The 24,544-nt window shown below is 72.4% G+C and carries 29 protein-coding genes; 4 read left to right on the forward strand and 25 right to left on the reverse strand.

Features of this window, described 5'->3' with window-relative positions; genetic code table 11:
* Nucleotides 1–147: 147 nt before the first annotated feature.
* The 14 genes from P3X83_RS25535 to hisI all read right to left on the reverse strand — a co-directional run bounded on the left by P3X83_RS25535 (nt 148) and on the right by hisI (nt 10,655).
* Nucleotides 148–804 carry a hypothetical protein gene (locus P3X83_RS25535; protein WP_277307742.1) on the reverse strand — a complete coding sequence of 219 codons (657 nt, stop codon included), beginning with the start codon at nt 802–804 and terminating at the stop codon, nt 148–150.
* Between the two features lie 5 nt (nt 805–809).
* Nucleotides 810–1,625, reverse strand: a complete 816-nt coding sequence (locus P3X83_RS25540) for a hypothetical protein (RefSeq protein ID WP_277307743.1) — start codon at nt 1,623–1,625, stop codon at nt 810–812.
* Nucleotides 1,622–2,338: a VIT1/CCC1 transporter family protein gene (locus P3X83_RS25545; protein WP_277307744.1), complete on the reverse strand. Its 717-nt coding sequence runs from the start codon at nt 2,336–2,338 to the stop codon at nt 1,622–1,624. The genes P3X83_RS25540 and P3X83_RS25545 overlap by 4 nt, the downstream gene beginning before the upstream one ends.
* Complete coding sequence (lgt, locus tag P3X83_RS25550; RefSeq protein WP_277307745.1) at nt 2,335–3,567, reverse strand: prolipoprotein diacylglyceryl transferase; 1,233 nt, start codon at nt 3,565–3,567, stop codon at nt 2,335–2,337. Before lgt ends, P3X83_RS25545 begins: the two co-directional genes overlap by 4 nt.
* 27 nt (nt 3,568–3,594) lie before the next feature.
* Nucleotides 3,595–4,347 (reverse strand): thioredoxin domain-containing protein, encoded by a 753-nt coding sequence (locus P3X83_RS25555; protein WP_277307746.1) that lies wholly within the window; start codon nt 4,345–4,347, stop codon nt 3,595–3,597.
* On the reverse strand, nt 4,347–4,940 hold the full coding sequence (locus P3X83_RS25560; RefSeq protein WP_277307747.1) for a MauE/DoxX family redox-associated membrane protein: 594 nt from the start codon (nt 4,938–4,940) through the stop codon (nt 4,347–4,349). The genes P3X83_RS25555 and P3X83_RS25560 overlap by 1 nt, the downstream gene beginning before the upstream one ends.
* 177 nt (nt 4,941–5,117) lie before the next feature.
* Nucleotides 5,118–5,924 (reverse strand): tryptophan synthase subunit alpha, encoded by an 807-nt coding sequence (gene trpA, locus P3X83_RS25565; RefSeq protein ID WP_277307748.1) that lies wholly within the window; start codon nt 5,922–5,924, stop codon nt 5,118–5,120.
* 88 nt (nt 5,925–6,012) lie between these two features.
* On the reverse strand, nt 6,013–7,218 hold the full coding sequence (gene trpB / locus P3X83_RS25570; protein ID WP_277307787.1) for a tryptophan synthase subunit beta: 1,206 nt from the start codon (nt 7,216–7,218) through the stop codon (nt 6,013–6,015).
* A gap of 35 nt (nt 7,219–7,253) precedes the next feature.
* On the reverse strand, nt 7,254–8,093 hold the full coding sequence (gene trpC, locus P3X83_RS25575; RefSeq protein ID WP_277307749.1) for an indole-3-glycerol phosphate synthase TrpC: 840 nt from the start codon (nt 8,091–8,093) through the stop codon (nt 7,254–7,256).
* A 174-nt stretch (nt 8,094–8,267) separates the two neighbouring features.
* Nucleotides 8,268–8,714 carry a DUF2752 domain-containing protein gene (locus P3X83_RS25580; protein WP_277307750.1) on the reverse strand — a complete coding sequence of 149 codons (447 nt, stop codon included), beginning with the start codon at nt 8,712–8,714 and terminating at the stop codon, nt 8,268–8,270.
* A 30-nt stretch (nt 8,715–8,744) separates the two neighbouring features.
* Nucleotides 8,745–9,377 (reverse strand): DUF4190 domain-containing protein, encoded by a 633-nt coding sequence (locus P3X83_RS25585; protein WP_277307751.1) that lies wholly within the window; start codon nt 9,375–9,377, stop codon nt 8,745–8,747.
* A gap of 113 nt (nt 9,378–9,490) precedes the next feature.
* The gene (locus P3X83_RS25590; protein ID WP_277307752.1) at nt 9,491–9,697 is read right to left on the reverse strand and encodes an HGxxPAAW family protein; all 207 of its coding nucleotides are present in this window, start codon (nt 9,695–9,697) and stop codon (nt 9,491–9,493) included.
* Nucleotides 9,697–10,308 (reverse strand): Trp biosynthesis-associated membrane protein, encoded by a 612-nt coding sequence (locus tag P3X83_RS25595; protein ID WP_277307753.1) that lies wholly within the window; start codon nt 10,306–10,308, stop codon nt 9,697–9,699. The genes P3X83_RS25590 and P3X83_RS25595 overlap by 1 nt, the downstream gene beginning before the upstream one ends.
* Nucleotides 10,305–10,655 (reverse strand): phosphoribosyl-AMP cyclohydrolase, encoded by a 351-nt coding sequence (gene hisI, locus P3X83_RS25600; protein WP_277307754.1) that lies wholly within the window; start codon nt 10,653–10,655, stop codon nt 10,305–10,307. Before hisI ends, P3X83_RS25595 begins: the two co-directional genes overlap by 4 nt.
* Before the next feature lie 152 nt (nt 10,656–10,807).
* Here hisI and P3X83_RS25605 point away from each other — a divergent pair, with 152 nt between their 5' ends.
* Entirely contained in the window at nt 10,808–11,806 is a 999-nt protein-coding gene (locus P3X83_RS25605; protein WP_277307755.1) for an SGNH/GDSL hydrolase family protein, read from the forward strand.
* 11 nt (nt 11,807–11,817) lie between these two features.
* Here the strand turns inward: P3X83_RS25605 and P3X83_RS25610 are convergent, their stop codons facing one another.
* Genes P3X83_RS25610 through P3X83_RS25625 form a run of 4 tightly spaced genes read right to left on the reverse strand, consistent with a single transcriptional unit; the run spans nt 11,818 to nt 16,270 of the window.
* On the reverse strand, nt 11,818–12,420 hold the full coding sequence (locus P3X83_RS25610) for an HD domain-containing protein (RefSeq protein WP_277307756.1): 603 nt from the start codon (nt 12,418–12,420) through the stop codon (nt 11,818–11,820).
* A gap of 10 nt (nt 12,421–12,430) precedes the next feature.
* Nucleotides 12,431–12,640: a cell division protein SepF gene (locus P3X83_RS25615; protein WP_277307757.1), complete on the reverse strand. Its 210-nt coding sequence runs from the start codon at nt 12,638–12,640 to the stop codon at nt 12,431–12,433.
* Between the two features lie 43 nt (nt 12,641–12,683).
* Complete coding sequence (locus P3X83_RS25620; RefSeq protein WP_277307758.1) at nt 12,684–14,456, reverse strand: ABC transporter ATP-binding protein; 1,773 nt, start codon at nt 14,454–14,456, stop codon at nt 12,684–12,686.
* Nucleotides 14,453–16,270 carry an ABC transporter ATP-binding protein gene (locus P3X83_RS25625; RefSeq protein ID WP_277307788.1) on the reverse strand — a complete coding sequence of 606 codons (1,818 nt, stop codon included), beginning with the start codon at nt 16,268–16,270 and terminating at the stop codon, nt 14,453–14,455. The genes P3X83_RS25620 and P3X83_RS25625 overlap by 4 nt, the downstream gene beginning before the upstream one ends.
* Nucleotides 16,271–16,504: 234 nt before the next feature.
* Here P3X83_RS25625 and P3X83_RS25630 point away from each other — a divergent pair, with 234 nt between their 5' ends.
* The 3 genes from P3X83_RS25630 to P3X83_RS25640 all read left to right on the forward strand — a co-directional run bounded on the left by P3X83_RS25630 (nt 16,505) and on the right by P3X83_RS25640 (nt 19,021).
* Nucleotides 16,505–17,137, forward strand: a complete 633-nt coding sequence (locus P3X83_RS25630; protein ID WP_277307759.1) for a TIGR03085 family metal-binding protein — start codon at nt 16,505–16,507, stop codon at nt 17,135–17,137.
* Nucleotides 17,138–17,370: 233 nt separating this feature from the next.
* Nucleotides 17,371–17,535 carry a hypothetical protein gene (locus P3X83_RS25635; RefSeq protein WP_277307760.1) on the forward strand — a complete coding sequence of 55 codons (165 nt, stop codon included), beginning with the start codon at nt 17,371–17,373 and terminating at the stop codon, nt 17,533–17,535.
* 91 nt (nt 17,536–17,626) lie between these two features.
* Nucleotides 17,627–19,021, forward strand: coding sequence for a glutamine synthetase family protein (locus P3X83_RS25640; protein ID WP_277307761.1), 1,395 nt, complete (start codon nt 17,627–17,629; stop codon nt 19,019–19,021).
* 60 nt (nt 19,022–19,081) lie between these two features.
* Here the strand turns inward: P3X83_RS25640 and P3X83_RS25645 are convergent, their stop codons facing one another.
* The 7 genes from P3X83_RS25645 to hisF form a co-directional block, all read right to left on the reverse strand.
* Nucleotides 19,082–19,255, reverse strand: coding sequence for a hypothetical protein (locus P3X83_RS25645; protein ID WP_277307762.1), 174 nt, complete (start codon nt 19,253–19,255; stop codon nt 19,082–19,084).
* Nucleotides 19,256–19,375: 120 nt separating this feature from the next.
* Nucleotides 19,376–20,068, reverse strand: coding sequence for a response regulator transcription factor (locus P3X83_RS25650; RefSeq protein WP_277307763.1), 693 nt, complete (start codon nt 20,066–20,068; stop codon nt 19,376–19,378).
* Nucleotides 20,038–21,147 carry a hypothetical protein gene (locus P3X83_RS25655; protein WP_277307764.1) on the reverse strand — a complete coding sequence of 370 codons (1,110 nt, stop codon included), beginning with the start codon at nt 21,145–21,147 and terminating at the stop codon, nt 20,038–20,040. The genes P3X83_RS25650 and P3X83_RS25655 overlap by 31 nt, the downstream gene beginning before the upstream one ends.
* 19 nt (nt 21,148–21,166) lie before the next feature.
* A complete protein-coding gene (locus P3X83_RS25660; RefSeq protein WP_277307765.1) occupies nt 21,167–22,321 on the reverse strand; it encodes a hypothetical protein in 1,155 nt (384 codons plus the stop codon).
* A 245-nt stretch (nt 22,322–22,566) separates the two neighbouring features.
* Nucleotides 22,567–23,061 (reverse strand): MarR family transcriptional regulator, encoded by a 495-nt coding sequence (locus P3X83_RS25665; RefSeq protein WP_277307766.1) that lies wholly within the window; start codon nt 23,059–23,061, stop codon nt 22,567–22,569.
* On the reverse strand, nt 23,054–23,509 hold the full coding sequence (locus P3X83_RS25670) for a hypothetical protein (protein WP_277307767.1): 456 nt from the start codon (nt 23,507–23,509) through the stop codon (nt 23,054–23,056). Before P3X83_RS25670 ends, P3X83_RS25665 begins: the two co-directional genes overlap by 8 nt.
* Nucleotides 23,510–23,739: 230 nt before the next feature.
* A complete protein-coding gene (gene hisF, locus P3X83_RS25675) occupies nt 23,740–24,510 on the reverse strand; it encodes an imidazole glycerol phosphate synthase subunit HisF (protein WP_277307768.1) in 771 nt (256 codons plus the stop codon).
* Nucleotides 24,511–24,544: the final 34 nt, after the last annotated feature.

Consider the following 24,544-nt stretch of genomic DNA (forward strand, 5'->3'; position numbering starts at 1 on the left):
GAATAGTGCCCACCCGGCCCACATCACGAACATTCATGACACGTCTACGCAGGCACTTCACGGTGGCGCCTTCGCCACCAGAGCGCCCAACGACGGGCGACTCTTCCATATTCCCGGATAGATGCTCCCCAACCCTGACGGACGCCGCTAGACGGCGGCGACGACCCGGTTCTGCACGGCCTGGCCGAGGGTGTCCAGGGCGAGCAGATGGCGGGTGAGGTCGGCGGGGGCGCCCTCGGCGGCCGGTGCCGTCCAGCTCACGGTGACGTAGTGGCCGAGCGCCTGCGCATGGGCGCGGCTGTGGGTGGGGTCGAAGCCGCCCGGCATACCGGCGGCCAGCCGTACGAAACCGCCGGTACGGCCCGCCAGGGCCGCGACCAGGCGGTCGGCGGCGGAGGCGTCGGCCAGATTGAAGATCACGAACTGCCCGGCCACCCGGCCGTCGGGGGTCGTGTAGCCGCCGCGCAGCGCCTGCGTGCACCCGGCGACGGCGGTGGTGACCACCTCGCCCCAGACGGCCTCCTCGCAGTCGGCGAGCGCCTCGGTGCGGCCCCGGTTCATGGTGACCACCCCCGCGCCGCCCCTGCCGGAGGTCACCCGCGCCGCCGTGAACACCTCCGGGACGGTCAGCGGCGACGGGTCCAGCGCGCGCGTGGCGATCGGCTTGTAGACGGCCGACGAGGGATCGCCCCGGACCACCGCGGCCTGCGGGGGATCCTGGGCCAGCACCCAGGCCAGCGCGCCCGCCCCGACGGCGAGCAGGCACACGGCGACGACGGTGATCGTTATGGTACGGCGGGACATGGCTCCTACTGCGTCGGCGTGGCCGAGGCGGCGACGATCCTGCGGTAGACGGCCTTCTCCGCGCCGCGCACCGCCAGGGACAGCGTGACCAGGTCGTCGCCCTTCTCCGGTTCGGCTCCATCTTTCCTGGCGATCCAGACGAGCCCGGCATAGTGTCCCATGGCGTGGCCGCTGGCCTCGGTGTGGCCGTCGGCGGGAAGTGCCGCCCGCCCGGACGTCAGGGCCAGCGCCCACCCGGCCCGGTGCTTGGTCTCCAGCTCGCGTACCAGCGTGTCGGCCGCCTCGGTGTCACGCAGGTTGAACAGCGTGTACTGGGCGACGTAGCGGTTGTCGGCGCTGGTGTAGATGCCGCGCACGGCCTGCGCGCACTCCCCCGCGTTCAGCAGGTCGACCAGCGGCGTTCCCCACACGGCGGCGGCGCAGCTCTGGTCGAGCGTGCTGCCGGCCAGCTTGAGCGTGATCTTCCCCGCCTTGAGGGTCTTCCCGCCGAAGACCTCCTTGGCGGTCAGCGGGCGGGTGTCGGCCTCGCGCTTGGCGATCGGCGCGAACACCTTGGTCGAGGCCCAGCCCTGGTAGGCCGACGGGCGGTCCTGGCCCACGCCCGACCCGGAGTCGGACTGCACGGCCCGCACGTCTCCGCCCAGCGAGGCGAAGGCGTAGGTGAGCACGACCGCGGCGATGATCACGCCGGCCGCCACCGCGATGATCGTCAGGATGCGCTGCTGGCGGTGGTCGAGCCCGAACCTGGCGAGCGCGTTCTCCTCGATCGGCGGGGGCGGCGGCGGACGCCGACGCCGTCGCGGCGCGGGGGCGCGGCTCATACGTGGGTTCCGATCAGGCTGCCCAGGCCAAAGGTCAGGGCGGCGGCGACCATGCCGACGACGAGCTGGCGCAGGCCGGTGTACCACCATCGCCGCGCGGTCACCTTGGACACCAGCGCGCCCGCGCCGAACAGCGCGACGCCGGACACGATGGCCGAGACCCACAGGCTGGTGACGCCCAGCAGGTAGGGCAGCACGGGCAGCAGCGCCCCCATGGCGAAGGACAGGAACGACGACACCGCTGCCACCCTCGGCGAGGGCAGGTCGGTGGGATCGACGCCGAGTTCGGCGCGGGTGTGGGCGACCAGGGCCTGCTCCGGGTCGCGGGAGATCTGCCTGGCCACCTCGGCGGCGATCTCCGGCTCCACTCCCCGGCTCTCGTAGCGCTCGGCCAGCTCCCGCTCCTCTTCCTCGGGGTTCCTCGCCAGTTCGGTACGTTCCACGTCGATCTCGGCCAGGGCCAGTTCGCGCTGACTGGCGACCGAGACGTACTCGCCGCCGGCCATGGAGAAGGCGCCGGCGGCCAGCCCGGCGATTCCGGCCAGGGAGATGAGCCTGGTGTCGGACGTGCCGCCCGCCATACCGGCGATCAGCGCGAAGTTGGACACCAGGCCGTCCATGGCACCGAACACCGACGGCCGTAGCCAGCCGCCGGTGACGTCACGGTGCTGGTGGTGGATCTCGGCACGCCTGCGCGAGCCGCCTTCGGTCATAGGTCGCCGGTCTCCGGATCGGACCCGACCGCCACCGAGTCGTCCTTGCCGCTCGAACCGCCGCGTGAGCCGCCGCCGCTCGAACGGCCGGAGCCGCCGGTGCTCGCCCCGGACCCGGTGGAGCTCGTGCCGGACGTGCTGGAGCCGGTCGCCCCGGACGACGCGTCCGCAGGCGCCGTGGCCCGTCCGGCGACCTCGCCTTCGTCGGCGTTGTCGGCGGGATGCGCCGGATCGGCCGTCTCGTCGGCGGGCTCGGCCGCCGACGAGGCGGTCGGCACCGGTTCCTCCGCCGATGTCCGCTTGTCGCCGTCGTCGTCATCACCGGGCCCGGCCTCGGCGGAGTCGCCGGCGGCCTCGGACGTCTCCGGGAGGTCGGCCTCCGAGCCCTGGTGACCGGGATCGACGCCGTCGTCAGGGGTCGCGGGCTCGCCCAGGGACTCCTCGCCGGTGCGGTTGCGCGTCACCCAGAAGTAGGCGAGCGCGGCGAGGAACAGCACGATGGAGGTCCACTGGTTCAGCCGCAGGCCGAGGATGATGTGCGCCTCGTCCACCCGCAGCCCCTCGATCCAGAACCGGCCGAGGGTGTATCCGGCGACGTAGAGGGCGAACAGCCGGCCGTGCCGCAGGGAGAACCGGCGGCCCGCCCAGATCAGTACGAAGGCCAGCACGAGGTTCCACAGCGACTCGTAGAGGAACGTGGGGTGGTAAGTGTCGACCCCGGGCACCGTGCCGTCACGGCCCGGCTCGATCTCCAGCCCCCACGGCAGATCGGTCGGGCTGCCGAACAGCTCCTGGTTGAAGTAGTTGCCCCACCGGCCGATCGCCTGCGCGACGGCGATGCACGGCGCGAGCGTGTCGGCGACCGCGCTCAGCGATATGCCGCGGCGGCGGCACGCGATCCAGACCCCCACCCCGCCTAGCGCGATGGCGCCCCAGATGCCCAGCCCGCCGTTCCAGATGTAGAGCGCCGCGAGCGGCCGATCAGGAAAGTAGAGCTGGTAGTCGGTGATGACGTGGTAGAGCCGCCCGCCGACCAGGCCGAACGGGACGGCCCACACGGCGAGGTCGACGATGGTGCCGGGCGCGCCGCCGCGGGCGCGCCAGCGACGCTCGCCCATCCAGACGGCGACGATGATGCCGAGCAGGATGCACAGGGCGTAGGCCCGCAGCGGGATCGGTCCGAGGTACCACGTGCCCTCGGACGGGCTGGGAATCGAGGCGAGGGGCATGTCAGGTGAGATTAGCGTGTCGAGGGCCTACTTGGCGGCATCAAGAACGGCTTGGCGTAGCTCGGCGGGCTTGAAGGCCACGTCGCCGAGCTCCGTGTCGCCGAGCAGGACGGTGGGCGTGCCGCGCTTGATCACCCCGGAGTCGAGGACCTTCTTGCTGTAGTCCTGCTGGGTCCGCAGGTGCTGCTGGGAGGTCACGCACTTCTCGAACGCGGGGTCGGTGATGCCGACGTCCTTGCCCCAGGAGGCGAGGTCGGGCAGGGCGAAGCCCTGGACGGTCTCGCTGGGCTGCTCTTCGAACAGCTTGTCGTGGTAGGCCAGCCATTGCGAACCGGGGGCGCACCGCGAGGCCGCTCCCGCGCGCAGCGAGTTGGACCTGGTGGGCTCGGCCCCGAAGATCGTGATCGGGTGGTAGACCACCTTGACCTTGCCCTCCGCGGCCAGATTCTTTACCGTCGCGCCACTGGTCTTCTCCAGCGCCTGGCAGGCCGGGCACTGGAAGTCTTCGTAGATGTGTAGCACCGGGGCCTCGACGCCCGCCTTGGCCATCACCACCGAGCCGTCCTGCTGGAGGGTGACCGGGGCGGTGGCCGCGGTCGCGGTCTCGGACTGGCTGCTGGAGGCGGCGTACCACATCCCCGCGCCGACGGCGGCGATCGCGGCCACCGAGGCGGCCACGATGGTGGTCAGGCGCTTGCGCTGTTCCTGCTTGAGCTGGGCCTCGCGCTGCGCCTTGATGCGCTCGCGTGCGGTGGCGTCACCCGCGGTCTTGCGACCCATCAGCCGTTCTCCTTCGTACCGGCCGCCTCGTCGGCGTCCGGGTCATCGTCATCGTTGAACCGGTCGTACGGCTCGCGTTCGGGCGCCAGCCCGAGGGCCGAGTCGAGCGCGAACCGCCCCGGAGGCCGGACCGTGATCCAGACGGCGAGCAGTGCGATCCCGAAGTCCCTGACGATCTCCCAGAAATAGTCCGGGGTCTGCCCGGCCGCCAGTTCGCCGCCGCCGCCGAAGCAGCCGCAGTCGATCAGCAGCCCCCTTGCCCACGCGGAGGCGATGCCGATGACGAAGGCCAGCATGAGCAGTGCGGAAATGGCTCCCGCGACCCGCGTGAGCAGGCCGACCACCAGCAAAACCCCTACGACTATCTCCAGGATAGGCAGGCCGTAGCCCACCGCGGTCGCCACGGCGTGCGGAAGCAGTTCGTACGCCTCGACGGCCCGGACCGACAGCGCGGGATTGCCTATCTTCAGCCAACCGGCCACGATGAGCACGCCCGCGACCACCAGCCGGGCGACGGTCGTCACCCAGGGTAGCGCCTTCCCGACGGTGCGCGACCGCATCGACGCGGGCGGTTCTGTAGTCACGAGCACCATGGTCTCCTAAAGGGGAGGTGGTCCTTGAGCCGGGCCGGGCGGGGGCGCACAGTACCCGCAGTAATCAGATCATGCGGCGGATAAGAGAGGGGTAAGACCTGGCGGTCTTTTACCTCACCCGACCACGACCGTCACGAGCCGTGGCCCGTGAGCGGCCGTTCCGGGCCTTCGCGCGGGTCAGCGCCTGACGCCCGCGGCCAGTTCGGCGGCCAGTTCGCGCGCCGCGGCGACGCCGGCGGCCTCGTCAGGGGCGTCGAGCAGGCGGCGGCAGAAGGCCGAGCCGACGATGACCCCGTCGGCGTATCCGGCGACCTCGGCGGCCTGCGCGCCGGTGCCGACGCCCAGGCCGACGCAGACCGGTAGGTCGGTGTGCGCGCGGGTACGTTTTACCAGGCCCTCGGCGCCGGAGGAGATGGACTCCCTGGCCCCTGTGACGCCCATCAGGGACGCCGCGTAGACGAACCCGGTGCAGCAGGCCGTCACGGCCTGGATGCGCTCCTCCGTGGAACTGGGGGCGACCAGGAAGACCGTGTCGATGCCGGCGGTGGCGGACGCCTCACGCCAGGGCCCGGACTCCTCGGGAGTGAGGTCGGGGGTGATCGTCCCCGCCCCGCCCGCGTCGGCCAGCGAGCGGGCGAACCGGTCGGCGCCGTAGCGGTCGATCGGGTTCCAGTAGGTCATCACCAGGGTGGCCGCGCCCGAGGCGGCCACGCCCTCGACCGTGCGCAGCACGTCGGCGATCCGGGTGCCGTTGCTCAGCGACACGTGCACGGCGTCCTGGATGGTCGGGCCGTCCATCAGCGGATCGGAGTACGGCAGGCCGATCTCGATCACGTCGCAGCCCGCCTCGACCATGGCCCTGGCCGCCTTGACGCAGCCCTCCTTTGAGGGGAACCCCGCGGGCAGGTAGCCGATCAGGGCCGAGCGCCCCTCCGCGCGGGCCTTGCCCAGCGCCGAGGCCAGGGTCGTAGTGGATGTCGTCATGGATGGCTGTCCGTTCTCACTGGCCGTTCTCACTGGACCGGGGCCGGTGGCCGCCGCGTTCGCGTCAAGGGTGGTCAGGGGGTCGCTGTCACAGGTCGAAGTACTTCATCGCGGTCCCCATGTCCTTGTCGCCGCGTCCGGAGAGGTTGACCAGGATGATCGCCTCAGGGCCCAGCGCGCGGCCGAGCTTGAGCGCCCCGGCCAGGGCGTGGGACGACTCGATGGCCGGGATGATGCCCTCGGTCCTGGCCAGCAGCGCGAACGCCGCCATGGCCTCGTCGTCGGTGATCGCCGCGTAGGCGGCCCGGCCGGTGTCCTTCAGCCAGGCGTGCTCGGGCCCGACGCCCGGGTAGTCGAGGCCCGCCGAGATGGAGTGGGACTCGATGGTCTGGCCCTCGTCGTCCTGCAGGACGTAGGTGCGCGAGCCGTGCAGCACGCCGATGCTGCCCTCGGTGAGGGTCGCGGCGTGCTCGCCGCTCGCCACGCCGCGCCCGGCCGCCTCGTAGCCGTGCAGCCGGACGTCCTCGTCTGCGAGGAAGGCGTGGAAGACGCCGATCGCGTTGGAGCCGCCGCCGACGGCCGCCGCGACCGCGTCGGGGAGCCTGCCGCACAGCTCCAGCACCTGGCGGCGGGCCTCGACGCCGATGATGCGGGCGAAGTCGCGGACGATCTCCGGGAAGGGAGCCGGCCCGGCGACGGTGCCGAACAGGTAGTGGGTGTGCTCGACGTTGGTGACCCAGTCGCGGAACGCCTCGTTGATGGAGTCCTTGAGGGTCTGGCTGCCGTTGTGCACGGGCACCACGGTCGCGCCGAGCAGCTTCATCCGCGCGACGTTGAGCGCCTGGCGCTCGCAGTCGACGGCGCCCATGTAGATCACGCACTCCAGGCCGAGCAGGGCCGCCGCGGTGGCCGTGGCCACGCCGTGCTGGCCCGCGCCGGTCTCGGCGACCACCCGGGTCTTGCCCAGGCGCCTGGTCAGCAGGGCCTGCCCGAGCACGTTGTTGATCTTGTGGGCGCCGGTGTGCGTGAGGTCCTCGCGCTTGAGCAGGACGCGCGCGCCGCCCGCGTGCTCGGCGAAGCGCGCGACCTCGGTGATCGCGGTCGGACGGCCGGCGTAGGTGCGCAGCAGATGGTCGAACTCGGCCAGGAAGGCAGGATCGACCTTGGCCTTGGCGTACTCCGCCGCGACCTCGTCGAGTGCCGGGATCAGCGCTTCGGGGACGAACCGCCCGCCGAACACGCCGAACTTGCCGTTGATGTCGGGATCGTCACCGATCACGGCGTTCCCCGCCAGGTCGGCGGCCGTGAGTACGGATCCGTCTGCTGCGCTCACTGGTGCCTCTCAGGTCTGTTCTCGGCCCGCGACGGGTCGAGACGCGTCGCCGGGTGCGCCCCGGCGGTGACGAGGTCGACCACCGCGGCCCTGGGGTCCTTGCCGGTGACCAGGCTCTCGCCCACCAGAACGGCGTCGGCCCCGGCCCTGGCGTAGGCCAGCAGATCATGCGGCCCGCGGACGCCCGACTCGGCCACCTTGATCATACCGTCGGGAACCTTCGGCGCGAGCGCCGCGAAGACGTCGCGGTCGACTTCGAGCGTCTTGAGGTTGCGGGTGTTGATCCCGATGATCCGCGCCCCGGCCTCGACGGCCCGGTCGAGCTCCTCTTCGGTGTGCACCTCGACCAGCGGGGTCAGGCCGATGGAGACGGAGCGCTCGATCAGCGAGACCAGCGCGTTCTGGTCGAGGGCTGCGACGATCAGCAGCGCGAGGTCGGCGCCGTGGGCCCGGGCCTCCCACAACTGGTACGAGGAGACGATGAAGTCTTTGCGCAGGATGGGGACGTCGACGGCGGCGCGTACGGCCGACAGGTCGTCGAGGCTGCCCGCGAAGCGGCGGCGCTCGGTGAGCACGCTGATCACGTGGGCCCCGCCGGCCTCGTAGTCCGCGGCCAGGGCGGCCGGGTCGGCGATGGCGGCCAGGGCGCCCTTGGACGGGCTGGACCGCTTGACCTCGGCGATCACCGAGACCTTGTCTCCGCCGAGCGCGGCGAAGGCGTCGCGGGGCGAGGGCGCGCGGTCGGCGCGCTGCTTCAGGTCTTCCAGCGACACGGTCCGCTGCCGCTCGGCGAGGTCGGTCCGCACCCCGTCCAGGATCTCGTCCAGCACTGTCATGCCATCTCCTCGCCTTGGAGCTCGGAGTCCGCGAACGTCGCGAACGTCGCGAACACGTCGGGCCGTACTGTTCGCTCGCTCAACCCGATCAGGGTCCCCTCCGGTCGACTTTGCTTGCTCGATGGTATCGGCCTGTGCGCACTCGACCGCCCGCAGGGTGGGTGGTCCGTTCCACTAAGGGGCAAGAAATGCCGCGAAAGGAAGATTGCGGACAATCCAGTAGGCGATCACGATGACCGCCCATCCCCAGATCCAGGCCGGGCGCACCCGCACCGGCCGCGCGCGGCCCGGCCGCAGCGTTATGACGACCCACCTCGCCCACAAATAGAGCACGACCGGTATCACCGCGATGGCGAGGGCGTTGAGCCCCAGCGCCGCCACCGGTTCGCCGTGCGCCAGGGCGTGCGTCGCGCGCAGCGTGCCGCAGCCGGGACAGTACAGCCCGGTCAGCGCGAGGAACGGGCACGTCGGGTAGTGGCCGGGCTCGTTCGGATCGACGAGCCCGACGTAGCCGAAGGCCGCGGCGGCGGCGAGCGCGGCCCCCACGGGGGCGAGCACGGGCGGGAGGCGGAGACGCCTGCTCGCGCCCCGCCCGGCCCCGGGCCCCCTGATATCCGTCATCCGCGCATCGCCACCAGGGTAGCCAGGCCGTCAGGTCGTGGTGCTTCCCGTGGAACTGGCCAGTTCGTCCAGCATCCAGAAGGAGTAGCCGAGGAAGCCAACCACGACGACGATGTAGACCAGCATGAGCCCCAGCATGATGTAGGACGTCACCAGCCCGGCGATGGCCATCCCGCGGCCCTCCTCGCCGGTCCTGGCGATCTGCTTCAGCGCGATGTGGCCGAGGATGATGCCCACGATGGAGGAGATGCCGCAGGTCATGAAGCCCACGATGCCCAGGATCATGGACGCGAGCGCCATCGAGTTGTTGGGCCGCGGGGGCGCGTAGTAACCGGGCGGCGGGTAACCCTGCGGGCCCTGCCCACCGGGGTGCCCGTAGGCGCCCGCCTGGCCGTAGCCACCGCCTGGCTGGCCGTAACCTCCCGCCTGGCCGTAGCCACCGCCGGCCTGGCCGTAGGCCCCCGCCTGCCCGTATGGGTCCTGGTAGCCGTAGCCCGCGTCCTGCTGCTGACCGCTCTGGCCGGGGCCCGCGTCCTGCGGTTCCCCGTACCCGCCGTGCTGGCCGTACTGGCCCTGACCGGCGTCCTGCGGATATCCGCCCTGGCCGTAGCCGCCCCCGGGCGGCTGCTCCTGGTAGCCGCCACCGCTCTGGCCGTAACTCATCAAGCTCTCCTCGAACGATCGGCACGCGCGTGCCGTCCGAGCCGAAGCCTAGCGAGATCCGGCCAGAGCCATTGGCGAAAAGTCCGCTTCGCCGGGAACTTGCGACGCAGTGGTCAGGCGGTCTGCTTGCCCATGCCCATCATCTGCATGACCTTGCCGACGACCCCGCCGAGCACGACGACGCCGAGCCCCGCGAAGAAGGTCGCCGGAGAGTCCCAGATGAGCGCCAGACCGCTCAGCGTCGTTCCGACCAGCATGATCGCCACGGCGGTCCATGCCGCCGGGCTGCCGTGGTCGTTGCTCGGGTCCTTGCCGGCCATTACCTCTCCCTGCTCTCCTGTACGGGGTCAACCGTGGGATCGACGCCTTCGTCGAGCGCGTCCCACATCGCGCGCTCACCGCGCGCCTCGGCCCGCGCCCCGCCCGTCGGCCCTGGGCGATCGTACCGGCCGGACATGCCGGCCCAGTGCCCGCCCCTGATCATGGCGACCACCCCGGCGCACGCCAGCACCACGCCGCCGGCCGCGGCGAGCCCCGGCCAGGTCCACAGCGTCTCGGCGGCGGCCTCGGCGGACAGCGCCAGCGCGTTGTCGCGCGCGGCGGCCTCGGCCGCGGCGCGCCCGGCCGCGCCGGTCAGCGCGGCGGCGGCCATGCCCGCGCCGCACAGGACCAGGACGACTCCCACCACGCACCGCCAGACCCCTCTGGCGGCCAGAACGGCGACGGCCGACGCGGCGGCGGCGAGCGCCAGCGGGGTCAGGACGGGCACCAGGGCGCTCCCGGTCACGCCGACCGTGCTCGGCCGCCCGCCGGTGGCGCCGGCCAGGGTCACCAGGGCCCAGTCTCGGCTCGCGGCGAAGAGCGCCAGCCCGGCGCCCACGGCGCAGGACGCGATCCAGACGCCGAGCTCCCGCCGGCTCGTGCCGGTCATCCCGCGGCGGGCACGGCCAGCGAGCCCGCGTCGAAGCAGGTGCGGTCACCCGTGTGGCAGGCGACGCCGACCTGGTCGACCCGGAGCAGGATCGTGTCGCCGTCGCAGTCGAGCGCGGCCGACTTCACCCACTGCGGGTTGCCGGAGGTCTCGCCCTTGACCCAGTACTCCCGGCGGCTACGCGACCAGTAGGTGGCCCTGCCGGTGGTGAGCGTGCGGTGCAGCGCCTCGTCGTCCATCCACGCCAGCATGAGCACCTCGCCGGTGTCGTGCTGCTGGACCACGGCGGGGACCAGCCCGTCGGCGTCGCGCTTCAGCCTGGCCGCGATGGCGGGATCGAGGGACATGCCGTCAATTCTGCCGCACGCCCCCTCCGGTCCCTTCACCAGTGGCCCGCCACGCCACCCCCAATGGTCACCTTCCGTCATTTCGCGATCGCTCCCCGTTATCGTCTGTCCCGGTGGCGTGCCGCCGGGGCGGCCACGGGAGTGGAGGATCCGTGTCAGGTTTCCGAGTGCGGGCCGCCGGGCTGGCCACGCTGGCGGCGGCGGCGTGCGGCACGGCCACAGTGGTGTCGACAGTGGCGGCGACAGTGGCGGCGACGCCCGTCCACGCGGTGCGCACGGCGCCCGAACCGCTCAGGTGGGTGGCGATGGGCGACTCCTACACCGCCGGGGTCATCAGGGCGGCGGGGGAAGAGTCGGAGAGCCCGCGCGACGGATGCGCGCGGACCACCCGCTCCTACCCCGAGGTGATCCGCCGCGCCCTGGGCACGGCGGTCGAGCTGGTGAACGTGAGCTGCGGCGGGGCCAGGATCGCGCACATCGCCGAGGCCAAGCAGACCCCGGACGGCAGGCACAGCCCGCCGATCTCCATGGACGCGGGCCACCCGTTCTCCCCCGTGCCGCCGCAGCTCGACGCGGTCAACGCGCGGACCGGCGTGGTCACCGTCGGGATCGGCGGCAACACGCTCGGGTTCGGGGAGATCCTCACCAAATGCGCGAAGCTGGGCGCGCTCACCGCCGGGCGGGGCGCCCCCTGCAAGCGGTCCTTCGCCTCCGGGATGGAGGAGCGGCTGCAGGCGGTGAGCCGGGAGTACGACCGGATGCTCACCGCGATCCGGCGCAAGGCCCCTTCCGCCAGGCTGGTCACCGTCGGCTATCCGCACATCGTGCCCGAGGACACCGCGAGGTGCCGCTACGGCCGTCCCGAGGACTTCTTCACGATCGCCAGGAACGACCTGGCCTGGCTGCGCACGAACGCGCTGGAGCCGCTCAACGCCGTGATCAGGGAGCGCTCGGCCGCGCACCACGCCACCTACGTGGACCTCTACACGGCGAGCGCCGGGCACAGCGTCTGCGACAAGGCGGGCGGCGCGAACTGGGTGGACGGCGTCTACAGCCGGGTGCCCGACCGTCCCGCGTTCGTGCACCCCAACGCCAGGGGGCACGCGCACGCGGCCAGGCTGGTCCGGGCGGCGCTGCTCGACCCCCGCTGAGTTGTTGCGTCCTAAGGGGCGGGCTCCAGGTGCCGCCACACCTCGCGCCAGCCGGCGAACCAGGCGCGGAACCACGGCTCGCCCTCGGCGAGCGGCAGCACGTGGCCCAGGGTCTCGCGGTGGTAGCGGCGGCGGAACGCGGCGGGCATCCGGTGCAGCTCCTGCACGTTGCTGACGCGGTCGGCGAGCTTGACGAGGACCGCCTCGCGCGGGGCGGCGGCCAGCGAGCGCAGGTAGGCCCGTTTGGCCGCGGCCTTGGCCGCCGGGTCGGCGGGCGAGGGCGGCTTGGTGACCAGGCCGACCAGCTCGGCGACCCGGTCGCCGTGCCGGTCCGCGACCTCTGCGATCGTGGTGGGGGTGTCCTCCACGACGTCGTGCAGGATGATCGCCGTCAGCACTTCGCGGCCGGTCACCCCGGCTCCGGCGACCGCCACCTCCAGCGCCTCCAGCAGGTGCTCCAGGTATGGCACGCCGGTGGGCCGCCGCTGCCCGCCGTGCCGGTCGGCGGCGAAGGCCACGGCCGCGCGGACCGCCTCGACGGTCTCCGGCGGCAGCCTCCCCGTCAGACCCGCCTCGGCCTCACGCCACGTGGGCCAGGAGGTGAAGGTCCTCATCGGCGTCTCCTCACGCGGGCAGCAGCAGGAAGACCTTGGGGCATACGCGGTTCATCTCGCCGCCGCGCCCGCAGATGAGCCCGGCGGCGAAGTCGACCAGTTGCCTGGCCTCCTCGTCGGGCAGCGCGTTGAGGTCCATCACCACCGGGTCGCCCGCCCGGAAGTAGTGACCGACGTGGAGCGCCTCGCCGTACGTCGCCGGTCGCAGTTTTCTGATCACCCTGCCAGTTTGCACCCCTTCGGGGCGCTCCGGGGAGTTCCGCTCATGATCGGGCCGCCGAGACCCAGGAGGCGTGCAGGTCGGCGTAGACGCCCGGGGTGGCCACCAGCTCGCTGTGCGGGCCGCGCTGGACGATCCGCCCCTGGTCGAAGACGAGGACCTCGTCGGCGGCCTCGGCGGTGGACAGCCGGTGGGCGATCGACACCGCGGTACGGCCGCGCGTGACGCTCTCCAGCGCCCGCGCCAGGCGCACCTCGGTGGCCGGGTCCACGGCGGAGGTGGCCTCGTCCAGCAGCAGCAGGTCGGGGTCGGCCAGGTAGGCGCGGGCCAGGGCGACGAGCTGCCGCTCCCCCGCCGACAGCGACTCGCCGCGCTGGCCCACGGGGGTGTCCAAGCCTGCGGGCAGGCCGTCCAGCCAGTCGGTCAGGCCGAGTTCGCCGAGCGCGCGGTGGATCTCGGCGTCGGTGGCGGCGGGCCTGCCGTACCGGATGTTGTCGGCGAGGGTGCCGTCGAACAGGAAGCCGTCCTGCGGGACCATCACGATGCGCTCGCGCAGCGAGGAGAAGGCCAGTTCCCGCAGGTCGTGTCCGTCCACGAGAACCCTGCCGGAGGCCGGGTCCATGAGGCGCGTCAGCAGCTTGGCGAAGGTCGTCTTGCCCGACCCGGTCTCGCCCACCACGGCGACGCGCGAGCGGGGCGGGATGTCCACGGAGACGTCGCGGAGCACCGGCTTGCCGCCCGGGTAGGCGAAGCCGACCTCCTCGAAGGAGATCGAGATCGACCCGCGCGGCAGGGTCATGCCGTCGTCCCCGGGGTCGGCCACGTCGGGCGGGGTGTCCAGGACGCCGAGGATGCGCCGCCAGCCGGCGATCGCGTTCTGCGCCTCGTTGAGGACCTCGGTGGCCATCTGCAACGGCGAGAAGAACAGGGTGATCAGGAACAGGAAGGCGATCAGCTCGCCCCGCATGATGTCGCCGTCCATACCGAGCCGGACGCCGAGCAGCACCACGCCGGCGATGGCCAGTGCCCCGACGATCTCGGTGAGCGGGAAGACGAATCCGACGATCTTCTGGGCGCGGGTCTGCGCGGCCCGGGTCGATTCGATCGCCTCGTCCACCTTCGTGGCGGTGCGCTCCTCGGCGCTGTGGGCGCGGATGACGCCCGCGCCGACGACCGCCTCGCCGATGCCGCCGAGCATGTCGCCGGTCCGCTCCCGCACGCGGGTGTAGGCGGCCGACAGCCAGCGCTGGAAGCGCGGCAGGGCCACGAGCAGCGGCGCGAAGGTGGCCCAGACGAGCAGGGTGAGCTGCCAGGAGTAGATGAACATGAGCACGCTGGCGACCAGGATCTGGCCCAGCGCGACGATGATCATCAGCCCGCCCCACTGCATGAAGTTGCTGATCTGGTCCACGTCGCCGGTCACCCGCGAGACCAGCGCGCCGCGCCGCTCGGTGTTCTGGGTGAGCACCGACAGGTCGTGGACGTGGCGGAAGCCGCGTACCCGCAGGGTGGCGAGCGAGGACTCGGTCCGCTTGTAGAGGCGGACGTTCATGAGGTAGGCCGCGACGGCGGTCAGCACCACGGCGGCGGCGCACACCAGGACGGCCGTGCGGATGTACGGCAGGTCGGGCACCGCGTCGCGCAGGCCGTTGTCGATGGTCTGCTGCACCGCGATGGGCACGATGACCTTGCCGAGCGTGGCGAGCACGGCGAGCGCCAGGGTGCCCGCCAGTCCCTTGCGGAACTCCGGGGTCAGTGAGAGGCCGTGCCGGACCGTGGCGAGCGCGGAACGCTCGACTCCTTGCAGCGCGCTCACGCGGAGACCTCCTCGGGGTCGGTGAGACCGTCGCCGGCGGCGGCGCCGGGGGGTGGCGGCTCGGCGGCCATGCGCTCGGCCTCCTCGCGCTGGTAGGCGGTGACGAGTTCGCGGTATCCGGGGCAGTGCACGATCAGGTCGGCGTGGGTGCCCTGGTCGGCGACGCGGCCGTGTTCCAGGTAGACGACCTCGTCGGCGAGGGCGATGGTGGCCATCCGGTAGGCGACCACGACGACGGTGGCGGCCTCGGCGGCGTCCCGCAGGCCGTACAGGATCCTGGCCTCGACCTGGGGGTCCACGCTGGAGGTGGCGTCGTCGAGGATGAGCAGCCGGGGACGGCGGGCGAGCGCGCGGGCCAGGGCCAGGCGCTGACGCTGGCCGCCGGACAGGGTGGCGCCGCGCTCCCCTACGCGGGTGTCGAGTCCCTCCGCCAGGCCGCTGACGAACCCGTCGGCCTGGGCGAGCCGGAGCGCGGCCCAGACGTCCTCGTCGGGGATCGGCAGGCCGAGGGTGATGTTGCCGCGCACGGTGTCGTCGAAGAGGAACGTCTGCTGGGGCACGAGCGTCGCCACCCGGCTGATCTCGCCCCTGGCGGCGTCACGCAGGTCGGTGCCGTCCAGGCGGACGGCGCCCCGCGCGGGGTCCACGAGCCGCACCAGCGTCTGGGCGAGGGTGGACTTGCCGGAGCCCGTGGGGCCCACCAGGGCGACGGTACGGCCCGCCGGGACTTCGAAGGTGACGTCCCGCAGGACGGGCGCGTCGGTGTAGGCGTAGTCGAGCCCCTGGACCTCCAGGCGGGCGGGCGCGTCCGCGCCGGGGAAGGTGGCGGTGCCGTACTCCATGGCGCCGCTCGCCTCCAGCACGTCCTGCACCCGGCGCCAGCCGACGACGCTGCGCGGCAGTTCGGCCAGCACCCATCCGAGGGCCCTGATCGGGAAGGCGAGCAGGGTGAACAGGTAGGCCACCTGGACCAGCACCCCGGCGCTGATCGCGCCGGACTCCAGCCGCATCGCGCCGACCAGCAGCACCGCGAGCACGCCCAGGGTGGGCAGCGCCTCCAGCATCGGGTCGAACAGGCCGCGGACGCGGCCCACCGCGACGTTGGCGTCGCGCAGGGCTCGTGCCCTGGCCTGGAAGCGCTCGGTCTCCAGGTCCTCACGGCCGAGCGTCTTGACCACCAGGGCGCCGTCGAAGCTCTCGTGGGCGATCTCGCTGACCTCGGCCCGCAGTTGCTGGGCGCGGGTGACCAGCGGGCTGAGCCGCCGCTGGTAGATCAGGTTCAGCACGGCGATGGCCGGGAAGATCAGGAAGCCGACGACGGCCAGGGCGAGGTCGGTGAAGACCATGGCCACGGCGGCGGTGATCAACATGACGATCACGCCGACGGCCATGGGCAACGGGGCGAGGGGCGCCCACGCGGCCTCGGCGTCGGAGCTGGCGTTGGACAGCAGTTGCCCAGTGGGGTGGCGGTGGTGCCACGACAGCGGGAGCCGCAGGTACTGCCGGGTGACGCCGCGGCGTGAGCGGGCCTGCATGCGGTACTGCATGACGCCCGCCAGGATGCGGCGCCCGCCCACGCCCAGTGCCTTCAGCAGGGCGGTGCCGAGGATCAGCAGCACCCCGGTGGCGACCGCGCCGTCGGCCACGCGGCCGTCGGCGAAGGCGTCGAAGACGACGTGCTCGGTGGCCCAGCCGAGAGCCCACGCGGAGGCGACGGTCATCGCCCCGTAGAGGGCGCTGGCGAGGACCGCCATGGTGAAGACGACCGGCTCGGAGCGGACGGCCACCCAGAGCACGTAGAGCCCCTGCCGCATGATGGCTGAGGTGACCTTGCTCGCCACGGTTTGGAGTGTCCTTTCGACGGCTGATCGGTTCTTGCACACTTCTTGGCTGAAATTTCCGCCTATCTCACTATCACGGGGAACCGACAGGTTTATTCCTGACCAAAGCGACGGACTCTCCTGCGACGGGACCGATCGACCCGCTTGTCCGATTCGCCCCGAGTGCCGCTACCAGGGGGTGGCCGTACGGATTGTTACGATCACCCGGTGAACTACGCCCGTACCGAACGCGCCGCGCTCAGCGACCTCCTCGAACGGCTCGGTCCCGACGCGCCGACGCTGTGCGCGGGCTGGACCACCTTCGACCTGGCCGCCCACCTGGTCCTGCGCGAGCGCCGCCTGGACGCCGCGGGCGGCATCGCGATCAAGGCGCTGGCGCCCTACACCGCCTCGGTCCAGGAGTCGCTGAAGAAGAAGCACGGCTACGCGGGCCTGATCCGGCTGGTCCGCGAGGGCCCGGGCGGCGTCTACGGCCTCGTCCCGGGCGCGGACGAGGCCGTCAACGGGGTGGAGTTCTTCGTCCACCACGAGGACGTACGGCGGGCCCAGCCCGGCTGGCAGCCCAGGGAGCTGCCCGATGGCCAGCAGCGGACACTGTGGAAGCGGCTGGCGCGGATGTCCAGGCTGGTGCTGCGCCGGGCGCCGGTCGGCGTGGTGCTGCACCGGCTGGGCGGCGGCGTGGCCCTGGGCGGCGACCGCGACGCCCCCCACGTGGAGGTCACCGGCCAGGCCGCCGAGCTGCTGCTGTTCTGCATGGGCCGCCAGGAGCACGCCAGGGTCGATCTCAGCGGGGACGAGGCCGGCATCGCCCGCCTGAAGGGCACCCACCTGGGCATGTGACATGCCACCACGCCGTCAAGTGATGTGAGAAACCTCTAACCGAGGGATCCGGCACGGGTTAAGGGTCACACCGATCGCCTGCGCGGGTTAAGGTTCGCAGCGACGGGGGTTTCGGGGAGACGGGTCGCGCCAGGGCGACACATGACCGAAAGGTTATGATCGCCCATGATTTCCGAGAGCAACCCGTCAGAAGCGGGTATATAAGCCAGGGATTGGACTGCAGGAGGCCCCCCATGCAGGTCAAGAAGGTCCTCACGTACGTGGCCGTGGCGTTCGTGATCTTCTACTTGTTCAGCAGGCCGGCCGAGGCCGCCTCGGCCGTCAACGGAGTGCTCGACGGCATTGTGAACGGAGCCGATCGACTGGCCACGTTCTTCAGCCAGATCCTTACACCCTGAGCGGTAATCGCCGCTTTGCTCCGGGAGGGCTCCACGAGCCGCTCCCTCGGTAGTGCTTTCCCCGAAGACGCCGACGTGTTACGCAGACAGCATGAGAGATCGCGAAAGCGTAACCGAGATCAAGCCGCTCGACCCGGCGGCCCGTCGGGTCCTTGAGCGCTCCGAGATCGAGGGCATCGAGCTGATCCGCTTCCTCTACGCCGACCACGGCGGCGTGATCCGGGGAAAGGCGGCCTCTCGTGCACGCCTCGCTCAGCGGCTCGGTACCGGCATCGGTCACACCGTGGCCATGATGGCGATGAACATGCTCGACCAGTTGCAGCCGGTCGAGGGCATGGGTCCGGTGGGCGAGGTGCGTCTCGTACCCGACCCCGCGACCTTCGTGCCGCTGCCGTACGCTCCGGGCGCGGCGGCCATGCTGTGCGACCTTCGCCTGCCCGACGGCTCGCCGTGGGACGCCTGCCCCCGCACCTTCCTGCGCGAGGCGATCGGCGAACTCGACCGCGCGGGCTACACGATGCTCGCCGCCTACGAGCCGGAGTTCACCCTCGGCAGGCGGCTGCCCGGCGACCCGTTCGACCGCCTCGTCCCCATCGACGACAGCCTGTGCTACGCGGCCATCGGCTTCGACGCCGCCCACGACTACACGATCCGGCTGATCAGGTCGCTGGAGACGCAGGGGCTGCGGGTCGAGCACTACCACCCAGAACTCGGGCACGGCCAGCAGGAGCTCTCGATCCGCCACGCGCCCGCCATGCGGGCCGCCGACAACCAGGTGCTCTACCGCGAGACCGTCCGGAGCACGGCCCTGCGCATGGCCATGTGGGCCTCCCTGGCCCCCAAGCCGATCGCCGCCCAGGCGGGCAACGGCGCGCACCTGCACCTGTCGCTGTGGGACCGCGAAACCCGCGACAACCTGTTCGCCGACGCCACCGACCCCAACGGGCTGTCAGAGCTCGGCTACCGCTTCATCGCGGGCGTGCTCGCGCACCTTCCCGCGCTGGTGGCGCTGACCTGCGGCAGCGTCAACGGCTTCCGCCGTCTCGCGCCGAGGATGTGGTCCAGCGCCTACACTTGCTACGGTGCCGACAACCGCGAGGCGGCCGTGCGGATCTGCTCCCCGCTGGCGGAGGGATCCGCCAACCTGGAGCTCAAGCCGTCCGACTCCTCGGCCAACCCCTACCTGTCGCTCGGGGCGGTCATCCACGCCGGCCTCGACGGCATCCGCCGCGGCCTCGACCCCGGGGAGGCGGTGAACGTGGATCCCGACACGCTCTCCCCCGGCGAGCGTGCCCGGCTCGGCGTGCACCGCCTGCCGTCCACCCTGGACGAGGCCCTGTCGGCGCTCGCCGCCGACGAACTGCTCATGGACGCGCTCGGCCCGCTGCGCGGCACGGCCTATCTCGCCGTCAAGCGCTCGGAGGCCGCCGCGTTCGCGGCCGAGGACCAGGCGTTCGAGCTGTTCCACCACCTGCGCGTGTTCTGATCGCGCCGTCCGGCGGCGGGCCCGCGCCCGCCGCGGACATTGGACGGCTCAGCGGGCGGCTCAGTCGTCGCCCTGATCGTCGCCGCCCTGGTCGTCATCGGTCTGCACCACGCCCGGGGCGTCGTCGTCGCGTCCGCCGTCGTCATCGCCACCGCCGCACGCGCCGATCAGCCCGAGCACGCCCACCATGGCCGCCGCCGCGAAGGTCGCCTTCCCGTCGGTCCTGCCTCTCATCGCTTCCTCCTAGCTCCGTGCCGTTTCCCCGGGCGCCCAGGGCATCTCAACTTTCCGGGAAGACGTCGATCAAACGCCGGATCACGCGCCCGGATCACTCGGTCGGATCACTCGGTCGGATCACTCGGCGGCGAAGGAGCGATACTCGCCGACCTCGTCGGGGCTGATCAGCCCGTCCTGGATGGCACGGGCCAGCAGCGCGGCCTTGGTCGGGGCGGGGCGGCCGATCTTGGCGTACTTGACGCGGGCGCGGTCGATGTACTGGCGGACCGTCGCCTCGCTGATGCCCATCCGGCGGGCCACCGACGCCTTGGACATCGACTGGAACCACAGCAGCAGCGCGCGGTGCTCGCGCTCGGAGAAGCGCGGCCGCTGCGGGCGGGCGTCGGCGATCAGGGCGTGCGCCATCGTCGGCGTCACGTACGGCAGGTCGCCCGCCACCGCCACGATGGTCTCCACGCAGTGGTCGGCGCTCTCGTGCTTGGCGATGAACGCCGACGCGCCCGCGTCGAGCACGGAGAGCACCGTCTCCGGCTCGCGGTGGCCGGAGAATACGACCACCCTGCGCCCGTCGGCGCACAGCCCGGCCACCCGATCGGTGATCATGACGCCGTTGAGCTCCAGGTCGAGCAGCAGCACGTCGGCCGTCGCGCCCGGCCCGGACAGCACCGCCTCGATCGTGTCGCCACCGGCGACCAGGCGCACCCGCTGCTCCGGGTCGCGGGTCAGCCACAGCCGGATCCCGTCGATGGTCACCGGGTGGTCCTCGACCACGGCAAGGGTCACCGGCCTGGCCAGCGGCTCTGGATCCACAGCGATCTTCCCTCCCTCTGCTGGGTAACCTCGACACCGTGACCGCAGGGGGCCACGGTGAGGTCGTCGGTGTCGGCGACCACGCTGACGATGACCTCCTCCGGTGTCGCGTAGACGGTGACCCGTGCGTCGCCGCGCGCGCCCCGCAGCGCGAGCGAGGGGGCCGCGGTGAGCGCCTGGCACACGCCAGGGGGCAGTTCGGGGATGGTGCCGACCGGCGGCTCCATGGCGACCATGACGTCGCGCCGCTCGGCGTCGAGCACCTGGGCGCGCAACTCGGCCAGCAGCGGATCGGGCACGTCGTCGGTCTCGGAGATGAGCCGCCGCAGGCGGGCGGCCCCGGCGGCGCACTCGCGGCGGATCCGCTCGTCGGCCGGGTCGGCGCCGGAGGCGAGCGCGGTCAGCAGGTCGGCGGCGGCCAGGCGGACGGCCTCGTAGCGCCGCAGCCGGTCGGCGTGCACCTGCTCGGCGATCTCCCTGGCCGCCTCGATCCGGGCCTGCTCGGCGGACCGCTCGGCGGCCAGCCTGGCGGAGAACACCAGCGCGTGCCCGCCGACGCTGGCGCCGACCTGGAGGGTCACGCCGCCGAAGAACACCATCAGGAACAGCGCGAGCGAGACCCGGTCGAGCGTCCCGGTCAGCGCCATCCCGGCGACGGTGATCAGGCCGTTCAGCGCCAGGAACACGACCAGTTCCCGCATGTGCCGCTCGCGGCGCCAGAACAGGGTCAGCCCGAGCCAGCCGACCGAGCCCCAGCCCCAGTCGGCCAGCCCGACCAGCTCGGCGGGCGGGCAGGCGGCGATCACCCCGACGTTCACGGCCATCGCCCCCGCGGCGTATCCCCACACTCCGCGGATCGGGTGCTCGGAGCGGATCAGGGCCACGGCGGCGGCGACGCCGATGGCCAGGTAGACCAGCCAGGCCGCGGCCACGAGCAGCGGCAGCCGGTAGACCTCCAGGCTCAGCACGGTGACGGTCAGGTCGTAGCCGATGTGCCAGCAGGCGCCGATCAGGATGGAGGCGAAGATCGCGCCGCGCGCGTAGCGCTGGGCGACGAGGATCGCCGGGTCGTCGCTCACGCGCACCGCCGCCTGCCGTTCACGGGGACCACCACAGCAGGACGCGGGTGCCGTGCGCGCCGGACTCGACGCGGGCGGCCCCGCCGGCCGCCTCCATCCGCTCGATGATCGAGCGGCGCACGCCGTAGCGGTCGGCGGGGAGGGCCGCGAGGTCGAAGCCCCGGCCCTCGTCGGCGACCTCGACGAGGGTGCGCGTGCCGTCCCGGGTGGAGCGCAGCCGGGCGGCGCCGACGCCGGAGTGCCTGGCCACGTTGGTCAGCGCCTCGGCGCAGGCCCCGGCGAAGGCCTCGGCGACACGGGCGGGGACCGTGCCGCCGGACAGCTCGGAGCCGACGCGCAGGTCGTCGCGGGCGGCCACGGCGGCCAGGCGCACGTCGAGATCGACCGGCCCGGCGGGCGTCACGGCGTCGCGGGCGATCCGTTCCAGTTCCTCCAGGTCGGCCGCGGCCTGCTTGCGCAGCGTCGCGGAGTTCCGCTCGACGCCGCCCGCCCCGACCATGGTCAGGGTGTTGAGCACGGTGTCGTGGACGCGGCTGTACTGGCCGCGCTCGTCCGCGCGGCGGGCCCGCAGGACGGCGGCGGCCTTCTCCGCCTCCCTCGACCGGGTCAGCACGATGTCGGCCAGGACGGCAGAGCGGCGCAGCAGCGTCATCAGCGCGACCGTCGCGAAGATCTGGACGCAGTTGATGCCGAGCGTGATGAACCCGCCGCCGAAGCCCGCCAGCAGGGCCCCGGCGAGGTGGGCCAGGGCCACCACCAGGCCCCCGGCCACCGCGTAGCGGGGCGGCCAGGCCAGCGCGGTGATGATGATCGACATGGTGACCAGCACGGCGACCCAGCTCGCGCCCGCCTGGGCGACGCCCGCCACCAGCAGGCCGCCCTGGGTCAGGCAGAACAGGCCGGTGACGGCCAGCTCCCCGGCCACCAGCCAGGACCGCAGGCCGTGCCGGAGCACGGCCCGCACGAAGAAGCCCGACCACAGCAGGTTGAGGGCCATCATCGGGCCGAGCCAGGCCATCGAGACGGGTGGCAGCGCGCCGAGCAGCCCGGCGACCAGGGCGAGCACCGCTTCGGCGCCGCGCATGGCGGCAGCGCACATGGCGACGACGCGATCGAGTGCCGCGCGTGCGGGCTCGCGGCTCTCCGCGTCGGGAAGCTGCGTATGAGCGGTCATGGGCAAACCGCGTGCGCCTTCGACGGGGGGTACGGGCGGAGGCCTAGTTTACGCCCTTGGATCGCCGCACGGCGCGCCGAACGGGACAGGAGACGGACCCGTCGCAGCGAGGCGGAGCAGTGCCCATCAGTGCCCGCGCCCGCGTTGCCCTCCCACGGATCCTCTCCTGCCCGTTCCGCTCCTTCAGGATCCACCACGGCGTCCGGCCGCGCATGACACCCGATCGGCTGTCATCCGTTCGACGGTCAGCGGGGGCCGTCGAGGGCGACCAGGACCTCGCGCAGCAGCCCGGCCAGCGCGCGGGCGGTGCCGGCGGGGACGGCGGCGAGCAGTTCCCGGTGCACGGCGGTGGTGGCCCGCACCAGGTGCTCGGCGCGTTCCCGGCCGAGCCGGGTCAGGCACACCCACGAGCTGCGGCCGTCGGCGGGGTCGGGCTCGCGCTCGATCAGGCCGGTGGCGGCCAGCCGTTGCAGGATGTTGCTGGTGCCGCCGGTGGTGAGCATCGACCGTGCGGCCAGGCTGCTCGGCTTGAGGCGGTACGGCTCGCCGGACCGGCGCAGCGTGGCCAGCACGTCGAACTCGGCGTAGGTCAGGCCGTACTCGTCGAGCACCACCTGGGTGGCCGCGCCCAGGCGCGCCTTGAGCATGACGGTGCGCTTGACGATCTCCAGCTCGACCGTGGCGGCCTCGGGCAGCTCCTCGCGCCATCCGTCGATCAGCTCGTCCACCGCGTCACGCATGGGTCGAGGATAGCCCTCTCCCCTCCTCATCCCCGGCGGCCTGGTGAACCGGCCCGCTCCGCCGGTCCAGGGGGTCGCGGCACGGTTGGTCGTGCCCCCTGGGCCGGGGACCGCTCGGCCCTGGCCGGTGGCGGCGTCGAAGCGCGGGTCGACGATGTCGGGCGATCTTGATGGGGGCGGGGATGAGGCCCGCCTCGGCGAACGCGTCGGCGACCCGCTGCTCGCGGGCGAGCACGTCGGCGTCCGGCTTCAGTGGAGTGAAGGCGCCGCGCCGTACCGCGACCTGGGCGACCGGCAGTGGGATTCCGGTGAGCTGCGCGAACACCCGGGACCACGATCGCCTGACCGCCCTGTCCTTCTCCGCGACCCCGACGATGGTGATCCGGGCGCCCGCCGAGGCGGCGCCGAACAGGGGGAACGCCCGCAGCATCTGCATCGGCGGGTCCACCGCGTGCTCCCCGGTACGGCTGAGCCCCGCGACCAGCGCGAGCGCGACCCCGGTGCCAGGGTCCCGATGGTGAACCCCACGGCCACCCTCTGGAGGGAAACGAGCATGGCCGTGGGGAGCACACCACTGGAAACGAGGTCGGCCGCGGTGCCCGCCAGTGCCATTGGCGTCGCCAGCAGCCGCTCGGGGAGGAGTCCGGCGGTGCAGGCCAGCCGCCAGGCGGTTAAGTGTCAGCGGACCGGATGACCGGCCTCCCGCAGGGTCTTCTTGATCTCCTGGATGCCGAGCTGCCCGAAGTGCAGCACGCTCGCGGCCAGCACGGCGTCGGCCCCGGCCTCGACGGCGGGCGGGAAGTGCGCCAAGGCGCCCGCCCCGCCGCTGGCGATCACCGGCAGCGACACCACGGCGCGCACCGCGCGCAGCATCTCCAGGTCGTAGCCGGACTTGGTGCCGTCGCCGTCCATCGAGTTGAGCAGGATCTCGCCGGCCCCCAGCTCCTCGCCGCGCCGGGCCCACTCCACCGCGTCGATGCCGGTGCCGCGCCGTCCGCCGTGCGTGGTGACCTCGAAACCGCTGGCCGTCGGCGGGCCGTCCACCACCCTGCGGGCGTCCACCGACAGCACCAGGCACTGCGCGCCGAACCGGTGCGACGCCTCGGTCAGCAGCTCGGGCCGGGCGATGGCCGCGGTGTTGAGGCCGACCTTGTCGGCGCCCGCCCGCAGGAGCCGGTCGACATCGGCGACCGAGCGGACGCCGCCGCCCACGGTGAGCGGGATGAACACCTGCTCCGCGGTGCGCCTGACCACGTCGAACATGGTCTCCCGCTCCCCGGAGGAGGCGGTGATGTCGAGGAAGGTCAGCTCGTCGGCGCCCTCGGCGTCGTAACGCCTGGCCAGCTCGACTGGGTCTCCCGCGTCGCGCAGGTTCTCGAAGTTGACGCCCTTGACCACCCGGCCCGCGTCGACGTCAAGGCAGGGGATCACGCGTACGGCGACGCCCACCGGCCACTCCCTCCAGCTCGTTCCATGTTCAACG

Source organism: Spongiactinospora sp. TRM90649 (genome assembly GCF_029382225.1).
Lineage (GTDB): Bacteria > Actinomycetota > Actinomycetes > Streptosporangiales > Streptosporangiaceae > Spongiactinospora.

Coding starts and splice junctions, on each gene's coding strand:
- P3X83_RS25535 (WP_277307742.1), bottom strand. CDS start 804: ATGTCCCGCCGTACCATAACGATCACCGTCGTCGCCGTGTGCCTGCTC.
- P3X83_RS25540 (WP_277307743.1), bottom strand. CDS start 1,625: ATGAGCCGCGCCCCCGCGCCGCGACGGCGTCGGCGTCCGCCGCCGCCC.
- P3X83_RS25545 (WP_277307744.1), bottom strand. CDS start 2,338: ATGACCGAAGGCGGCTCGCGCAGGCGTGCCGAGATCCACCACCAGCAC.
- lgt (WP_277307745.1), bottom strand. CDS start 3,567: ATGCCCCTCGCCTCGATTCCCAGCCCGTCCGAGGGCACGTGGTACCTC.
- P3X83_RS25555 (WP_277307746.1), bottom strand. CDS start 4,347: ATGGGTCGCAAGACCGCGGGTGACGCCACCGCACGCGAGCGCATCAAG.
- P3X83_RS25560 (WP_277307747.1), bottom strand. CDS start 4,940: ATGGTGCTCGTGACTACAGAACCGCCCGCGTCGATGCGGTCGCGCACC.
- trpA (WP_277307748.1), bottom strand. CDS start 5,924: ATGACGACATCCACTACGACCCTGGCCTCGGCGCTGGGCAAGGCCCGC.
- trpC (WP_277307749.1), bottom strand. CDS start 8,093: ATGACAGTGCTGGACGAGATCCTGGACGGGGTGCGGACCGACCTCGCC.
- P3X83_RS25580 (WP_277307750.1), bottom strand. CDS start 8,714: ATGACGGATATCAGGGGGCCCGGGGCCGGGCGGGGCGCGAGCAGGCGT.
- P3X83_RS25585 (WP_277307751.1), bottom strand. CDS start 9,377: ATGAGTTACGGCCAGAGCGGTGGCGGCTACCAGGAGCAGCCGCCCGGG.
- P3X83_RS25590 (WP_277307752.1), bottom strand. CDS start 9,697: ATGGCCGGCAAGGACCCGAGCAACGACCACGGCAGCCCGGCGGCATGG.
- P3X83_RS25595 (WP_277307753.1), bottom strand. CDS start 10,308: ATGACCGGCACGAGCCGGCGGGAGCTCGGCGTCTGGATCGCGTCCTGC.
- hisI (WP_277307754.1), bottom strand. CDS start 10,655: ATGTCCCTCGATCCCGCCATCGCGGCCAGGCTGAAGCGCGACGCCGAC.
- P3X83_RS25610 (WP_277307756.1), bottom strand. CDS start 12,420: ATGAGGACCTTCACCTCCTGGCCCACGTGGCGTGAGGCCGAGGCGGGT.
- P3X83_RS25625 (WP_277307788.1), bottom strand. CDS start 16,270: ATGCGGCAGGGGCTCTACGTGCTCTGGGTGGCCGTCCGCTCCGAGCCG.
- P3X83_RS25635 (WP_277307760.1), top strand. CDS start 17,371: ATGCAGGTCAAGAAGGTCCTCACGTACGTGGCCGTGGCGTTCGTGATC.
- P3X83_RS25640 (WP_277307761.1), top strand. CDS start 17,627: ATGAGAGATCGCGAAAGCGTAACCGAGATCAAGCCGCTCGACCCGGCG.
- P3X83_RS25645 (WP_277307762.1), bottom strand. CDS start 19,255: ATGAGAGGCAGGACCGACGGGAAGGCGACCTTCGCGGCGGCGGCCATG.
- P3X83_RS25660 (WP_277307765.1), bottom strand. CDS start 22,321: ATGACCGCTCATACGCAGCTTCCCGACGCGGAGAGCCGCGAGCCCGCA.
- P3X83_RS25665 (WP_277307766.1), bottom strand. CDS start 23,061: ATGCGTGACGCGGTGGACGAGCTGATCGACGGATGGCGCGAGGAGCTG.